Source organism: Geodermatophilus sp. SYSU D00708 (assembly GCF_054050115.1).
Map to the genome: position 1 here is coordinate 240097 of NZ_JBJGYS010000003.1, position 13338 is coordinate 253434.

17 protein-coding genes are annotated in these 13338 nt (G+C 76.8%); 7 read left to right on the top strand and 10 right to left on the bottom strand.

Annotated elements, in window-relative coordinates:
- Nucleotides 1-2 precede the first annotated feature (2 nt).
- From ACI79D_RS04600 to ACI79D_RS04620, 5 genes are all read right to left on the bottom strand, one after another.
- Nucleotides 3-1079 carry a hypothetical protein gene (locus tag ACI79D_RS04600; protein ID WP_456917133.1) on the bottom strand — a complete coding sequence of 359 codons (1077 nt, stop codon included), beginning with the start codon at nt 1077-1079 and terminating at the stop codon, nt 3-5.
- Complete coding sequence (locus ACI79D_RS04605; protein ID WP_456917134.1) at nt 1063-1641, bottom strand: sigma-70 family RNA polymerase sigma factor; 579 nt, start codon at nt 1639-1641, stop codon at nt 1063-1065. Before ACI79D_RS04605 ends, ACI79D_RS04600 begins: the two co-directional genes overlap by 17 nt.
- A gap of 64 nt (nt 1642-1705) precedes the next feature.
- Nucleotides 1706-2584 (bottom strand): MOSC domain-containing protein, encoded by an 879-nt coding sequence (locus ACI79D_RS04610; protein WP_456917135.1) that lies wholly within the window; start codon nt 2582-2584, stop codon nt 1706-1708.
- Nucleotides 2581-3090 carry a hypothetical protein gene (locus ACI79D_RS04615; RefSeq protein ID WP_456917136.1) on the bottom strand — a complete coding sequence of 170 codons (510 nt, stop codon included), beginning with the start codon at nt 3088-3090 and terminating at the stop codon, nt 2581-2583. The genes ACI79D_RS04610 and ACI79D_RS04615 overlap by 4 nt, the downstream gene beginning before the upstream one ends.
- A 66-nt stretch (nt 3091-3156) precedes the next feature.
- Nucleotides 3157-3429 (bottom strand): SHOCT domain-containing protein, encoded by a 273-nt coding sequence (locus ACI79D_RS04620; RefSeq protein ID WP_456917137.1) that lies wholly within the window; start codon nt 3427-3429, stop codon nt 3157-3159.
- A gap of 172 nt (nt 3430-3601) precedes the next feature.
- Here ACI79D_RS04620 and ACI79D_RS04625 point away from each other — a divergent pair, with 172 nt between their 5' ends.
- Nucleotides 3602-3991 (top strand): hypothetical protein, encoded by a 390-nt coding sequence (locus ACI79D_RS04625; protein ID WP_456917138.1) that lies wholly within the window; start codon nt 3602-3604, stop codon nt 3989-3991.
- On the opposite strand, the gene ACI79D_RS04630 is transcribed toward ACI79D_RS04625, so the two are convergent.
- From ACI79D_RS04630 to ACI79D_RS04640, 3 genes are all read right to left on the bottom strand, one after another.
- Nucleotides 3988-4806 carry an alpha/beta fold hydrolase gene (locus ACI79D_RS04630; protein WP_456917139.1) on the bottom strand — a complete coding sequence of 273 codons (819 nt, stop codon included), beginning with the start codon at nt 4804-4806 and terminating at the stop codon, nt 3988-3990. The two genes, ACI79D_RS04625 and ACI79D_RS04630, sit on opposite strands and share 4 nt — an antisense overlap.
- A 91-nt stretch (nt 4807-4897) precedes the next feature.
- Nucleotides 4898-6214: a cytosine permease gene (codB, locus tag ACI79D_RS04635; protein ID WP_456917140.1), complete on the bottom strand. Its 1317-nt coding sequence runs from the start codon at nt 6212-6214 to the stop codon at nt 4898-4900.
- On the bottom strand, nt 6211-6708 hold the full coding sequence (locus ACI79D_RS04640; protein ID WP_456917141.1) for a nucleoside deaminase: 498 nt from the start codon (nt 6706-6708) through the stop codon (nt 6211-6213). Before ACI79D_RS04640 ends, codB begins: the two co-directional genes overlap by 4 nt.
- Nucleotides 6709-6847: 139 nt before the next feature.
- On the opposite strand from ACI79D_RS04640, the gene ACI79D_RS04645 reads away from it, so the two are divergent.
- The 6 genes from ACI79D_RS04645 to proS all read left to right on the top strand — a co-directional run bounded on the left by ACI79D_RS04645 (nt 6848) and on the right by proS (nt 12537).
- Nucleotides 6848-8395, top strand: coding sequence for a PucR family transcriptional regulator ligand-binding domain-containing protein (locus tag ACI79D_RS04645; RefSeq protein ID WP_456917142.1), 1548 nt, complete (start codon nt 6848-6850; stop codon nt 8393-8395).
- 21 nt (nt 8396-8416) lie between these two features.
- Nucleotides 8417-8863, top strand: a complete 447-nt coding sequence (locus ACI79D_RS04650; RefSeq protein WP_456917143.1) for an SRPBCC family protein — start codon at nt 8417-8419, stop codon at nt 8861-8863.
- Between the two features lie 40 nt (nt 8864-8903).
- The gene (locus tag ACI79D_RS04655; RefSeq protein ID WP_456917144.1) at nt 8904-9770 is read left to right on the top strand and encodes an NAD-dependent protein deacetylase; all 867 of its coding nucleotides are present in this window, start codon (nt 8904-8906) and stop codon (nt 9768-9770) included.
- A 71-nt stretch (nt 9771-9841) separates the two neighbouring features.
- The gene (locus ACI79D_RS04660) at nt 9842-10135 is read left to right on the top strand and encodes a biopolymer transporter Tol (protein WP_456917145.1); all 294 of its coding nucleotides are present in this window, start codon (nt 9842-9844) and stop codon (nt 10133-10135) included.
- A 31-nt stretch (nt 10136-10166) separates the two neighbouring features.
- Nucleotides 10167-11087, top strand: coding sequence for an MSMEG_6728 family protein (locus ACI79D_RS04665; protein WP_456917146.1), 921 nt, complete (start codon nt 10167-10169; stop codon nt 11085-11087).
- Between the two features lie 37 nt (nt 11088-11124).
- The gene (gene proS, locus ACI79D_RS04670) at nt 11125-12537 is read left to right on the top strand and encodes a proline--tRNA ligase (RefSeq protein WP_456917147.1); all 1413 of its coding nucleotides are present in this window, start codon (nt 11125-11127) and stop codon (nt 12535-12537) included.
- Here the strand turns inward: proS and ACI79D_RS04675 are convergent.
- Both ACI79D_RS04675 and ACI79D_RS04680 read right to left on the bottom strand, forming a co-directional pair.
- Complete coding sequence (locus ACI79D_RS04675; RefSeq protein WP_456917148.1) at nt 12531-12965, bottom strand: PaaI family thioesterase; 435 nt, start codon at nt 12963-12965, stop codon at nt 12531-12533. The two genes, proS and ACI79D_RS04675, sit on opposite strands and share 7 nt — an antisense overlap.
- Entirely contained in the window at nt 12962-13321 is a 360-nt protein-coding gene (locus ACI79D_RS04680; RefSeq protein ID WP_456917149.1) for a VOC family protein, read from the bottom strand. Before ACI79D_RS04680 ends, ACI79D_RS04675 begins: the two co-directional genes overlap by 4 nt.
- Nucleotides 13322-13338: the final 17 nt, after the last annotated feature.

Below are 13338 nucleotides of genomic sequence, written 5' to 3' on the forward strand. Positions count from 1 at the left end.
GGTCAGCGCAGGTCGTCGGCCACGGCGAGCACCTCGTCGGTGCTCACGGCCCCGGCGACCCCGGTGACGACGCCGTCCTCCACCCACACCACGCCGGCCATGCTGCCGTCGCGGGAGGCGAGCACGGTCGCAGGCTGCCCGGCCACCTCGGCCGTGCTGGTGGTGACCATGTCGGCCGGGACCGGCAGCGGCAGCGTCGTCGCGTCGCCGGAGAAGTCGCGCAGCTGGGCGGCGACGTCGGCGGGCATGCCGGGCAGGGAGAGCAGGTAGTCGCGCACCGTCTCGAAGGGGACGCCGTCGGAGTCCGCGGTGGGCGCGACCGCCCGGCCGACGGCGAGCACCGGCAGGCCGGTCGGCTGCACCCACACCGCCGCGGCGGCCGGTCCGGCCTGCAGCCGCACCCGGCTGCCGTCCAGCCCGGGCGGCACGGCCGGGAGGGCCTCCCCGGTGGCGGCCGCGGCCTGCGCGGCCTTCTCCGCCGAGAAGGTGAAGACGGCGCTGACCTGGTCCACCACCTGGTAGGTGGGGTCGCCGCTGACACCCGTGGGCAGCTCGCCCACCACGGGCACGGTCAAGCCGGTGCGCTCCTCGGCGGTGGCGGCGTCGGGCACCTCGGAGGGCTCGGCCGCGCCGGTGACCTCGAGGTCGCCGAACGCGGAGAGGTCGGGCAGGGCGACCAGCTCGCCCGTGGGGACGGCGACCGGCGCGACCCGCTCGGTGCGGAAGATCGGCAGCCAGTCGTTGGCCGCGGCCACGCCCGCGCCGGACAGGACGAGGGCCAGGCCGAGCGCCGCGACGGCGGGCTTGCGCACCGCACCCGCCCACCGTGCGCGGCGGGTCGGCGCGGGCGCCCACCCGGCCGGGACGGCGGAGGCCAGCCGGGCCCACGCGGTGTCGACGTCGGCGGAGGGCCGCGCCGGCGTGCCGAGGGCGGCGCCGGCGGCGCGGGCGTCGGCCCGGACCTCCTCCAGGGCGGTCAGGCAGGCCGGGCACGCGGCGACGTGCGCGCGCTCGGCGTCGGCGACGCCGAGCGGCTCGTCCAGCAGCCGGCGCAGCACACCCTCACCGGGATGACGCATCGTGGTCCAACTCCTTCTTGAGCGCAGCTTCGGCGCGCCGCACGGTCGTGCCGACGCTGCCGACGGACAGATCGAGGGCGGCCGCCACGTCGGCGTAGCCCAGGCCGCTGTGCCGCAGCACCAGGGCGACCGCCTGCTTGCGGGGCAGCCGGGCGAGGGCGGCCCGCACCCGGCGGTGCTCCTCGCGGGAGACCACCGCGTCGGCGACGTCGGGGACGACGGTCGGCTCCCCGCCGGCCGCCTCCTCGCGGGCGGTGCGACGGCGACCGGAGCGCAGCACGTTGAGCGCGGTGTGGGCGGCGGCCACGCTCAGCCAGCCGCCGGCCTCCCGCGCCGGCACCGAGGAGCGGCCGAAGGAGAGGAACACCTCCTGGGCGACGTCCTCGGCCTGGTCCCGCGACCCGAGCACCCGGGCGGCCACGCCGACCACCCGCGGGTACTCCGCCCGGAAGACCTGCTCGAGGTCGTCGCGCACCCCGCCGGCCCGGTGCGCCCGCTCGGCCGTACGGCCCTGGGCGGCGGGTGCGGTCAGGGCGCGCGCCGTCCATCGCTCGTGCTGCACCAGGTCCACATCGGTAGAGCACCGCCGGGGCCGCGGATGTGACACCCGCCGAGGATGCACCTCGTCAGCCGGCCCGGATCGGCGCTCCCACGCGGATCTCGCCGTCGCCGAGGACGTCGGCGCGCAGCCCGCCCCGGTGGATGAGCGGACGCAGGGTCCCGGGGCCGCTGAGCCGCTCCAGGTGCGCGCAGGGCTCGCACAGCCGGCGCCCCTCGCACAGCACGTCGCCGATGCGGAAGCGCCGTCCGACGAGGGCGTTGACGTCGACGCCGCGGGTGAGGACGTTGCGGCGGGTGCCGGCGAAGTCCAGCGCCTGCCCGGCGGCGGCCAGCTCGTCGAGGACCTCGGCGGCCACCAGGGTCAGGTCGTACCCGGGCCGGCGTCCGGCGCGGGGGCTGAAGGTGCCGGCGCCCGCGGCGTAGCGGTCGCCGTCCAGCCCGCGGCCGGCCCGGGCCCGCGCCGCCTCGACCAGCTGCATCGGCGCCTCCGCCGCGGGCGCCACGGCGAGGCCCTCGACGGTCCCGGACAGGTCGCCGGTGACCGGGGCGGGGCGCAGGACCGGGTCGAGGGAGGCGACCGCGTGCGCCTCGCGGATGCGCAGGTCGGCGGTGGCCCGGCCCAGCAGCGCGGGGGCCTGCGGGCTGAGCACGACGCCCGGCGGCGTGCCGAAGGCCAGCACGGCGACCGGTCCCTCGCCGGCCGGGTCGTCGGCGACGGCGATCCACCAGCCGGCCCACTGGAAGCGCCCGGGGTCGGCGATCGGCACCAGGCCCGAGCCGTGCTCGGCCAGCCAGGTCCGCCAGGCGCCCAGGGCGTGGGCCAGGTCGTCGTCGGGCAGCGGCAGGTCGGCCACGGGGGTCTCCGTCACCGACGCCAGGCACGCGGCGAACCCGCGGACCAGGGCACGTGCGGCGGGACCGGGCGGGAGCGCGACGTCGATCACGGGTCGATCCTCCCCGGGGGCTCCAGGCGCGGGCCGTTGCGCCGGATCGCCCGCTCGGGGCCGGTCCGCCACCGGGCGCCGACGACGGCGAGGACTCCCCACCACGCCGCGGTGACCCAGTTGACGTCGCCCCAGCGGCCCTGCGCCACGGCGAAGACGACGACGCCGGCGATCGCGGCACCCCAGACGACGGCCAGGACGACGAGCCACGGCCGCGGCGCCGGCCGCCGGCTCGCCGCCTCGACCTTCTGCGTGGCCAGGTCGACGACGGCGGCCCGCAGGCGGTCGTCGGACACCTCACGGCCCCACGTGGCGGCGCGCTCGACCAGCGCGAACTCGGTCGGCCGCAGCCCGTGGCGGGCGGCCAGCTCCCGGGAGACGTGCGGCTCGAGCGGGCCCGACTGCCGCTCCCAGAACCGCCGGCGGCCCAGCCACCAGGCGAACAGCGGGCCGCCGACCAGGAACAGCAGCACGAACCCGACGGCGACCACCACGGACGTGCTCATGGCCGCCGCACCCGGCGGGGAAACCCCGGGTCGGGCCGGTGTCCCCCGACCGGCGGACGGGCCGGGTCAGCGGGTCGGCGTCCGCGTCTCGTGGAGGACGGCGAGCCGGCGGCGGTACTCCTCCTCGTCGATCTCACCGCGGGCGAACCGCTCGGCCAGCAACTGCTCGGCCGACCGCACCGGCGGCGGGTACGAGCCCGGGGCCGGCCGCCGCACGCGGCGGGCGAGCAGCAGCGAACCGACGACCAGCAGGCCGAGGAGGAGCAGGACGACGACGGCTGTCGCGCCCCAGCCCCAGTCGCCCATGTGGTCCCAGCCGTCCCAGTCGTCCCAGTCCATGGACCCCAGCTCCTCCGCCGGCCCGACCCGGCGGCCGGGCCATGGGCGGGCTCCAGGGTCGACCGTCGCGCCGTCGCCGGGACCCGCCGAAGGTCCCTCGCCCGCCGGACCTCCGGCCCGTGCCGTGCACGGTCCCTGGCCGGTCCCCGCACGAGCGCACTACCGTCGGGACATGGTGCTCGCGGTGGCCGAGCTGCTGCTCCTGGTGCTGCTCGCCGGCCTGCTGCTGTACGCGCTCGGGGTGTGGTCCACCCGCCCGGCGCTGCGGACCGGCTCGGGCGCCACCCGGCTGCCCGCCCGGGCGCGCGCGGAGGTGGCCGCGGCCGTCGCGCAGGCCCACTGGGCGGCGGCCCACGACGAGGTGGACGGCCTCACCCGGGTGCTGCTGCGCCGGTCCTACACCGGGCTGGACGGGTTGCCCGTCGTCCTCGAGGAGCGGCTGTTCGCGACGTTCCCGGCGGCCGACCCCGCGTGGGAGGCGCGCTTCACCGAGGCCATGTCCGGTGCGCGGTTCCGGTGCGCCTACCTCAACGCCGAGGAGCGACCGGGGGAGCGGGACTAGGCGACGGCGCGCAGGGCCGGCGTCCGGTCGGCGGCTCGCGCCACCGTCCGCTCCACCAGGCGCGCGATCGTCGCCGGCCGGTCCGACTGCGGCGCGTGGCCGGCCATCAGCAGCGGGCTGAAGCGCGAGCCGGGCACCAGCGGCAGGTAGCGCACCGTCTGGCCGGAGGCGATCCAGTCCGCCACGCCCTGGACCAGGGTCACCGGGCAGTCGATGCGGTCCAGGCCGCGCGGGACGTCGAGCACCAGGGCCCACAGGACGGTGCGCCAGAAGTCGCGCGACTCGGCGAAGCCCTCGCGGGCGCCGATCGCCTCTTCCGGCGAGGTGCTCCACGGCCGCGCCTTCAGCGGCGCCAGCAGCGCCGCCCGGCCGATCGCCGAGCGCGACACGGAGGCGATCAGCGGCTCGGCCGCCCGCATGGCGATCCGCGCCATCCCCATGCCGGCGCCCTGGTAGAGCCGCTCCCGGGGGACGTTGAGCCCGGAAGGCGCGATCGCCACCACCGACCGTGCCCGGCCGCGGACGGCGAGCTCCAGGGCGATCCGGGCACCGAGGGAGTTGCCGAGCACGTGCACGCGACCCACGCCGTGCGTGTCGAGCGTGTGCTCGACGGCGTCGGTCAGCGCGGCGACGGTGGGGCGCTGGTCGAGGTGCCGCGAGCGCCCGATGCCGGGCAGGTCCACGTTGATGACGTCGAAGCGGTCGGTCAGCGCCGGGAGGACGGCGGTGAAGTCGCGGCGGGAGCTGCCCATGCCGTGCAGCAGCAGGAGCGGCTCACCGGAGCCCTCTCGGGTGAGGGACAGCAGTTGGGTCACCCGTTCGGGCTACCCAGCGGGCCCGCCGGTCGTGCCGTGAGACCGGTCACGCCGGCCCGTGGGGCGCGCGGGGCGCCCCACGGGCCGAGGGTCAGCGGCCCGCGCCGACCGGTTCGGCGGGCCGGGTGCCGACGCGGGAGAGGGCCATCGACAGCGCCACGGCCACGACGATGCCGATCACCGGCGGGATGCCGACGCCGAGCTCGCCGCTGAGCCACGCCAGGAAGGCCGCGACCGCGTAGGCGAGGAGGTTGGGCCAGCGCACCGCGGGCGGGGTGGCCCCGGCGGGGATCCCGCGCCGTCGCCAGCGGGCGAGGAAGTCCCCGATGATGACGCCGCCCAGGGGCGGGATGAACGTGCCGAGCAGGCCCAGGTACTCGACCAGGTGGTTCTGCACCCCGGTGAGGGCCAGCACGGTGCCGATCACCGCACCGCCGATCACGAACGGCCCCTTGTTCGGTCGGTCGAACAGCTCCGCGCCGGCCACGCCGAACGCGTAGGCGGTGTCGGCGTTGCTCTTCCAGAGGTTGCCGAACAGCAGCACCAGCCCCCAGCCGACCAGCCCCAGCTGGTAGAGGACGAGGACGAAGTCGCCCTCCCCGAAGGTCAGCGCCCCGATCGCGCCGAAGAACACCATCAGGCCGTTGCCGACGAGGAAGCCGATGACGCAGGCCCAGACCGCGTGCGAGCCGCGGCGGGCGAACCGGGTCCAGTTGGGGGCCTGGGTGCCGGCGGACACGAACGTGCCGACCACGGTGGTGATCGCCACGGCCACGGCCATCGACGCCGTCGGCTGCACGCCGGTGAGCCCCTCGAGGCCGCCGACCTCCTGCACCGACCGCCAGACCACCCAGAACGCCAGGACCAGGATCAGCGGTGTCGAGACCAGCGACACCCAGTACATGCCGCGGTAGCCCCAGTAGGCAGTGGCGCACATCAGCGCGCTGGTGACCACCATGACCGCGGCACGGGCGCCGTACGAGCGCCAGTCCAGCGCCTCGGCGGTCAGGTCGCCGATGGTGCCGACGACGACGCCGTACCAGCCGATCTGGGTGCCGCCGAGCAGGATCGAGGCGAGTTTCGCGCCGCGCGACCCCAGCGTGTAGCGGCTCATCACCACGGTGGTCAGGCCGGTCCGCGCGCCGACCCAGCCCATCACCGCCACGTAGGTGCCGAGGATCAGCGAGCCGGCGAGGATGACCAGCACCAGCTCGCCGAAGCCGAACGCCGGACCCAGCGTGGCGCCGGCCAGCATGGTCGGGGTGAAGACGGTGAAGCCGAGCAGCACCACCGCGATCGAGAAGAACGACTTCCGGGCGTGCGCCGGTACCGGCGTCACGGGGTAGTCCGGGTCGACGACGTCGGCCTCGGCCCTGGTCGCAGCGACCGACCGTTCCGGCGCGGTCACGACTCCTCCCCGATGTCCTCGAGCCACAGCTCGGGACGCTCGGCGAGCATCCGCTCCATCAGCGCGATGCAGTCCGGGTCGTCCAGGACGTCGACCTGCACGCCCTTGGACCGCAGCAGCTCCTCGGAGGCCTGGAAGCTGCGGTTCTCCCCGACGACGATCCGCGGGATGTCGTAGAGCAGCGCCGTGCCCGCGCACATGAAGCAGGGCGAGAGGGTCGTGTAGAGGACGCTGCGCCGGTACACCGCCGCCGGCAGCCGGCCGGCCCGCTCGATGCAGTCGGTCTCGCCGTGCCGGATGGCGCTGCCCATCTGCACGCGGCGGTTGCGGCCGACGGCCAGCACGCGGTCGCCGTCGACCAGCGCCGCGCCGATCGGGACGCCGCCCTCCTCCCAGCCGGTGCGCGCCTGCTCGACGGCGAGGCCGAGGAAGAACCGGTCGCGGTCCGCGGGGGAGAGGTCGGGCGGGACGGTGGGCAGGTCCGCTGTGGTCACGGGTCCTCCTGGCGGGACGGGCGAGGGCGGGGACGTCGTCAGCGAACCGGGCGACGGCCGCGCCGGACAAGGGGCGCGGTGTCCGGTCGGTGCCGCTCGCGGCTTGACGCGGTGCCCCCTCCTGCGCACCCTCCCCTCCGTGCTGCCCACCGTCTCCGAGGTCCTCCAGCTCCCGGCTGTGCGCGCCGCCGACCCCGTCGTGCTGGCGGGCGACCCGGACGCCGCGGTCGTCCGCTGGGTGCACTCGTCGGAGGTGTACGAGATGGGCGGGCTGCTGGCCGGCGGCGAGCTGCTCCTGACCACGGGCCTCGGGCTGCACGGCCGGTCGGCCCAGCAGGTCGTCGACTACGTCGAGCGGCTGGCCGACGCCGGGTGCGCGGCACTGGCGCTGGAGGTGGGCCGCACCTTCTCCGTCGTCCCCCCGGAGCTGGTCGACACGGCGCAGCGGCGGGACGTCGTCCTGCTGGAGCTGCGCGAGGTCGTGCCGTTCGTCCGGATGGTCGAGGACTTCGCCGACCTGCTGCTGCGCCGCAAGCTCTCCTGGCGGCACGCGGGCGAGCCGGTCTGGCAGGAGCTGCTCGGGCTGGTCGTCTCCGGTCAGGGGCTGGCCGGGCTCCTCGACGCGGTGGCGCGCCTGGCCGACTGCCCCGCCGAGCTGGTCGACGTCGACGGTCGGGTGGTGGAGCGCAGCCGCCTCCCCGGGGTGGCGCACCCGACCGACCGGACGGTCGCGGAGGTCCGCGGCCCGCACGGGCCGGTCGGCCGGCTGGTGCTGCTGGGTCGGCGCACCGCGCGCCGCACCGGGGTGGCCGACCGGGCGGCGGTGGCGGTCGCGCTGGAACTCGGCAGACACCCCGACGTCGGCTCCCGGCCCTCGCTCGCGCAGGCCGTGGTCACCGACCTCGTCGCCGGCGTCCTGGCCTCCGAGGGCGAGCTGCGGACCCGCCTGGCGGCGGCCGGGTGGGTGCCGGCACCCGGCGTGCCGGTGCTGGTGGCCGCGGTGGAGTTCGATCGCCGGACCCCGGCGAGCGAGGCGGTGCCCGCGGTGCGGCAGGCCGCGGAGGAGCTCCTCGGGCAGTGCCTGGTCGGCGCGGCGGGCAGCGCCGTGCTCGTGCTCGCCCGGGGCCGGCCGCGCTCGGAGCTGCGGCGGCAGCGGGAGGCGGTCGCCGCTCTGCGCGCCCGGCTGTGCGAGGGGCCGCTGGCCGCGGCGATCCGCACCGTCGGCGTCGCCGACACGGTCGGCGCGCTGGCCGACGTCCCGGCCGCCGTGGCGGAGGCACGGGAGGTGGTCGCGCTGAGCCGGCGCATCGGCAGCCGGGCGCCGGTGGTGCTCGCCCGGGACGTCGCCATCCACCGGCTGCTGGCGGCCGGCACCGCTCCCGCGGAGGTGGCCCGCTTCGTCGCCGGGCTGCTCGGGCCGCTGGTCGACCACGACGCCGCGCACGGCACCGAGCTGCTGCGCACGCTCGACGCCCACCTGACCACCGGGTTGAGCAAGACGCGGACCGCGGAGCTGCTCGGCATCCGCCGCCAGTCGCTCTACGCCCGGCTCGACCGGGTCGGGCAGCTGCTCGGCGCGCCGGTGGAGGATCCCGTCCAGCACGTGGCCCTGGGCGTCGCGCTGGCCGCCTGGCGGCTGCGGACCGGGCTGGACCCGCAGGCGGCGCCCGGACACAGCCGCGGCTGAGCCTCCAGGCAGGATGGGGCGATGGGACAGGTCGTCGCCACCGCCGAGCGGGTCGTCCGGGCACCGGTCGAGCGGGTGCTCCCCGCTCTCGCCGACTACACGGAGACGCGCCGCCGCGTCCTCCCCGAGCAGTTCAGCGACTACCGCGTCGAGGCCGGCGGCCAGGGCGCGGGCACCCGCGTCGCCTGGCGGTTCGCCGCCACGTCCAAGCGGGTGCGCGACCAGCTCGTGGAGGTCAGCCAGCCGGACGCCTCGACGCTGGTCGAGACCGACACGCGGTCGTCGATGGTGACGACGTGGACGGTGCACCCGGCCGACGCCGGGCTGACCACCGTGCGCGTGCGCACCACCTGGAACGGGGCGGGCGGCATCGGCGGCTTCTTCGAGCGCACGTTCGCGCCCAAGGGGCTGCGCCGGGTGTACGAGGACCTGCTGGCCCGGCTGGACCGCGAGCTCGCCGCGGGCTGAGCCGGCGGCGCGCGCCGCGTTCCGAGGGGACGATGGCCCGGTGACCGCAGTGCGCACCGCCGTCGAGCCGCCCGCCCTGGACCCGGCCGGCCTCGACTCGCTCGCCGACCTCGTGGGGGACGGCGACGTCGTCGTCCTCTCCGGGGCCGGGCTGTCCACCGACTCCGGGATCCCCGACTACCGCGGCGCCTCCGGGTCGCTGCGCCGGCACACGCCGATGACCTACCAGACGTTCCTGCGCGACCCGCGCGGACGGCACCGGTACTGGGCGCGCAGCTTCGTCGGCTGGCGGCAGATCCGGGCGGCGCGGCCCAACGCGGGGCACCGCGCGGTCGCCGACCTCCAGGACGCCGGTCTGGTCAGCGGCGTCATCACGCAGAACGTGGACGGGCTGCACCAGGCGGCCGGCGCCCGCGACGTCGTCGAGTTGCACGGCGGCCTCGACCGGACCGTCTGCCTGGCCTGCGGCGACGTCGCCGACCGGGCCGAGCTCGACCGGCGGCTGCGAGTGGTCAACCCGCACTTCGGTCCGCACGTGGACGAGGTCAACCCCGACGGCGATGCCGAGCTGTCCGACGACCTCCTCGACGGCTTCGTCATGGTCGACTGCCTGGCCTGCGGTGGCGGCCCGCTCAAGCCCGACGTCGTCTTCTTCGGCGAGACCGTCCCGCGGGACCGGGTGGAGGACTGCTTCGCCCGGGTGGAGGCGGCCGGCGCGCTGCTCGTGCTGGGCTCGTCGTTGACGGTGATGAGCGGCTACCGGTTCGTGCTCCGCGCCGAGAAGCTCGGCATCCCGGTGGGCCTGGTCAACCTCGGCGCCACCCGGGGGGACGCGAAGGTCGACGTCCGCCTCGACGCGCCGCTGGGCACGGTGCTGCCCGAGCTGGTCCGCCGCCTGGCCGCGTGAGCCGCGAGAGAAAGGACCTCCCTGCCCCCCAGCGCTCGCAAGCTCGTGCCGGGCCCCTGCACGGAGGCCACGTGACCGACGGCCGCTGGCTGGTGGTCGACGGGCGGCGGTGGCGCCGTGCCGACCCCGCGCTGCCGGACGACGTGCGGGCGCGGCTGCTGCACCACCTGGGAGTGGCGCGGGCCGCCGTCCGGACCGCCGGCCGCGCCGGGGACGCCGCGGCCGTGGCCGCCGCCCGCACCCGGGTGGGGCTGGCCAAGACCGGACTCGGAGAGCGGGGCACCGCGTGGTGGGAGCAGGACGACGCCGAGCGCCGCGCGCGGTGGACGGCGGCGCTGGCCGGGCTGGAGTCGTCGGGCGGTTGACCCCGCGCCGGCCCGGGAAGGAGGAGCCGCGATGCAGACCTTCCTGCCCGTCGCCGACTTCGAGGAGAGCGCCCGGCTCCTGGACTCGCCCCGCCTCGGCAAGCAGCGGGTGGAGACCCTGCAGGTGCTGCGGGCCCTGGAGCTGCCCGACTACGGCTGGGTCTCGCACCCGGTCGTGCGGATGTGGCGGGGCCGCACCGCGGGGCTGGTGGCCTACGGGCTGGCGATGGTCCGGGTGTGGCGCGAGCGCGGCTTCGCCGACAGCACCCACGCGCTGATCGCCGAGTTCGCCCCGGACGTCGTCGGCGTGTCCCAGGAGGAGCTGGCCGGCGCCGGGCTGCTGCCCTCCTGGGTGGGCGACGCGGCGCTGCACCTGTCCCACCGGTCCAACCTGCTGGCCAAGGAGCCGGACTTCTACCGGCCGCGGTTCACCGAGCGATTCGGCCCCGAGCCCGACGACCTGCCCTACGTCTGGCCGGAGCCGGACGACGTCCCGCCCGCGCCGCCGCCGGAGGGCGTCCCGGTGTGGGTGGTGCGGCCGCGGGCGCACAACGAACTGGGCGCGTGCCTGACCGCCGGAGTCGTCGGGCTGGGCACCCAGTCGGGCATCGACGTCGACGCCACCGGGCTGACCCCCGCGGAGCTGCGGGCGCTGTCCAAGGAGATCTCCGGGCGGCGCCCGGCCAAGGACCTGCGCCAGCTGTCGGCCTTCCTCGACGAGGTCCGCCCCGGCGACCGCGTCGGCCTGCCGATCGAGCACGGCGCCGGGCTGCTGCTGGGCGAGGTCGTGGGGGAGTACCTCTTCGAGGGCCGGGAGCTGCTGCCGCACCGCCGTCCCGCCCGCTGGGACCGCGTGGTGCCCCGGTCGGCGGCCCGCCCGCCGGCGACGCTGCAGGACCCGCGCGCCCTGTTCTCCGTCGTCCTCGACCCCGCGCACGTGCCCGGGAACTGAGCGGCGCCCGGCCCGGCGGCTGTGCCAGGGTGCCGGCGTGGCCCGACACCTCGTCCTCCCCAGCCAGGCGGCCGACTTCCCGCGCTGGTACCAGGACGTCGTGGCCAAGGCGGAGCTCGCCGACAACGGCCCGGTCCGCGGCACGATGGTGATCCGGCCCTACGGGTACGCGATCTGGGAGCGGCTGCAGCGCGAGGTCGACGACCGGATCAAGGCCGCCGGCGCGCGCAACGCCTACTTCCCGCTGCTGATCCCCGAGACGTACCTGCGGCGCGAGGCCGAGCACGTGGAGGGGTTCAGCCCGGAGCTGGCCGTGGTCACGCACGCCGGCGGCCGGGAGCTGGAGGTCCCCGCCGTCGTCCGGCCCACCAGCGAGACGGTCATCGGCGAGTACATGGCCAAGTGGGTGCAGAGCCACCGCGACCTGCCGCTGCTGCTCAACCAGTGGGCCAACGTCGTGCGCTGGGAGCTGCGGCCGCGGGTCTTCCTGCGCACGACGGAGTTCCTCTGGCAGGAGGGCCACACCGCGCACGCCACCGAGCAGGAGGCCGCCGGCTACGCGCGGCAGATCCTGCGAGAGGTCTACGCCGACGTCATGACCGAGGTGCTGGCCGTGCCGGTCGTGCCGGGGCGCAAGACCCGGCGGGAGCGCTTCGCCGGCGCGGTCAACACGCTCACCTGCGAGGCGATGATGCGCGACGGCAAGGCCCTGCAGATGGGCACCAGCCACGAGCTGGGGCAGAACTTCGCCCGGGCGTTCGACATCGACTTCCTCGGTGCCGACGGCGAGCGCCGGCTGGCCTGGACGACGTCGTGGGGCTCCTCCACCCGGATGGTCGGCGGGCTGGTCATGAGCCACGGCGACGACGCCGGCCTGCGGCTGCCGCCCCGGCTGGCCCCGGTGCAGGCCGTGGTCGTGGTGGCCCGCGCCGGCGAGGGCGTCGCCGAGGCGGCGGGCGCCCTGGCCGGCGAGCTGCGCGGGCAGGGGGTGCGGGTCGAGGTCGACGACCGGGCCGACGTCCCGTTCGGGCGCCGCGCCGTCGACTGGGAGCTCAAGGGCGTCCCGGTGCGCGTCGACCTCGGGCCGCGGGACCTCGTCGAGGGGCGGGCGACCGTCGTCCGGCGGATCCCGGGCGACACCGCGGCGGTCCCGCTGGGCGCGGTGGCCGGGGCCGTCCGGCGCGCGCTCGAGGAGGACCAGCCCCGGCTGCTCGCGGAGGCCCGCGCCCGCCTCGCCGAGCGGACGGCGGACGTCGGGACGGCCGAGGAGGCGCGTGCCGCCGCCCAGGACGGGTGGGGCCGGATCCCCTGGGACCGGCTCGGCCCGGAGGGGGAGGCGCGGCTGGCCGAGCACGGCGTCACCGTCCGCTGCCTGGTCCGGCCGGACGGCGGGCTGCCGGGCACCGACGACGAGCCGGGCGTGCTGGCCGTCGTCGGGCGCGCCTACTGACCGCTGCCCGGCAGGGGCACGTTCTGCAGGCGCACCTGGCCGCGCGCCACCGGCTTGCCGTCCTCGCTGCGGCTGAGCGTGACCAGCCACAGCTGCAGGGTGCGGCCCTGCTGGATCGGCTCGGCCAGGACCTCGACCCGGCCGGTGGTCACCGGCCGGAGGAAGTCGGTGCTGTTGTTGACGCCGACCGCGAACTGGCCGCGGTCGACCACGGCCGCGCTCGCGCCGATGCTCGCGGCCGACTCGACGACGGTGCAGTACACGCCGCCGTGCACCACGCCCCACGGCGTGTGCTGGTCGGGCCCGAGGTCGACGTGCCCGGTGACCCGGGTGCCGCTGACCTCGGTGACCTCGAACCCGGAGGCGGCGACGAACCGGCTCGCCGCGGCCAGGTCGACCGACGGCAGGGCGTCCCCGGCGGTGGTCACGCGTCCCACACCAGGCAGAAGGGGTGGCCCACCGGGTCGGCGAAGACGCGGAAGTCGCCGCCGCCTCCGGGCAGCCGCCGGGCACCGAGGGCGAGCACCTTCGGCTCGGCCTCGTCGATGTCGGCGACCCGGACGTCGAGGTGGAACTGCTGGGGCCGGTCGGGGTCCGGCCAGTCCGGTGGCTGCAGGTCGGGCGCCTGCTGGAAGGCCAGCCGGTAGCCCTGGCCGGTGACGACGACCCAGTCGTCGCCGGGGCCTCCCTTGCTGACCTCCATCCCCAGCAGCTGGGCGTAGAAGGTGGCGAGGGCGTGCGCGTCGGGCGCGTCGAGGACGACGGAGTGCAGCTGGCCGATCATGGCCCCATCCTGCGGGT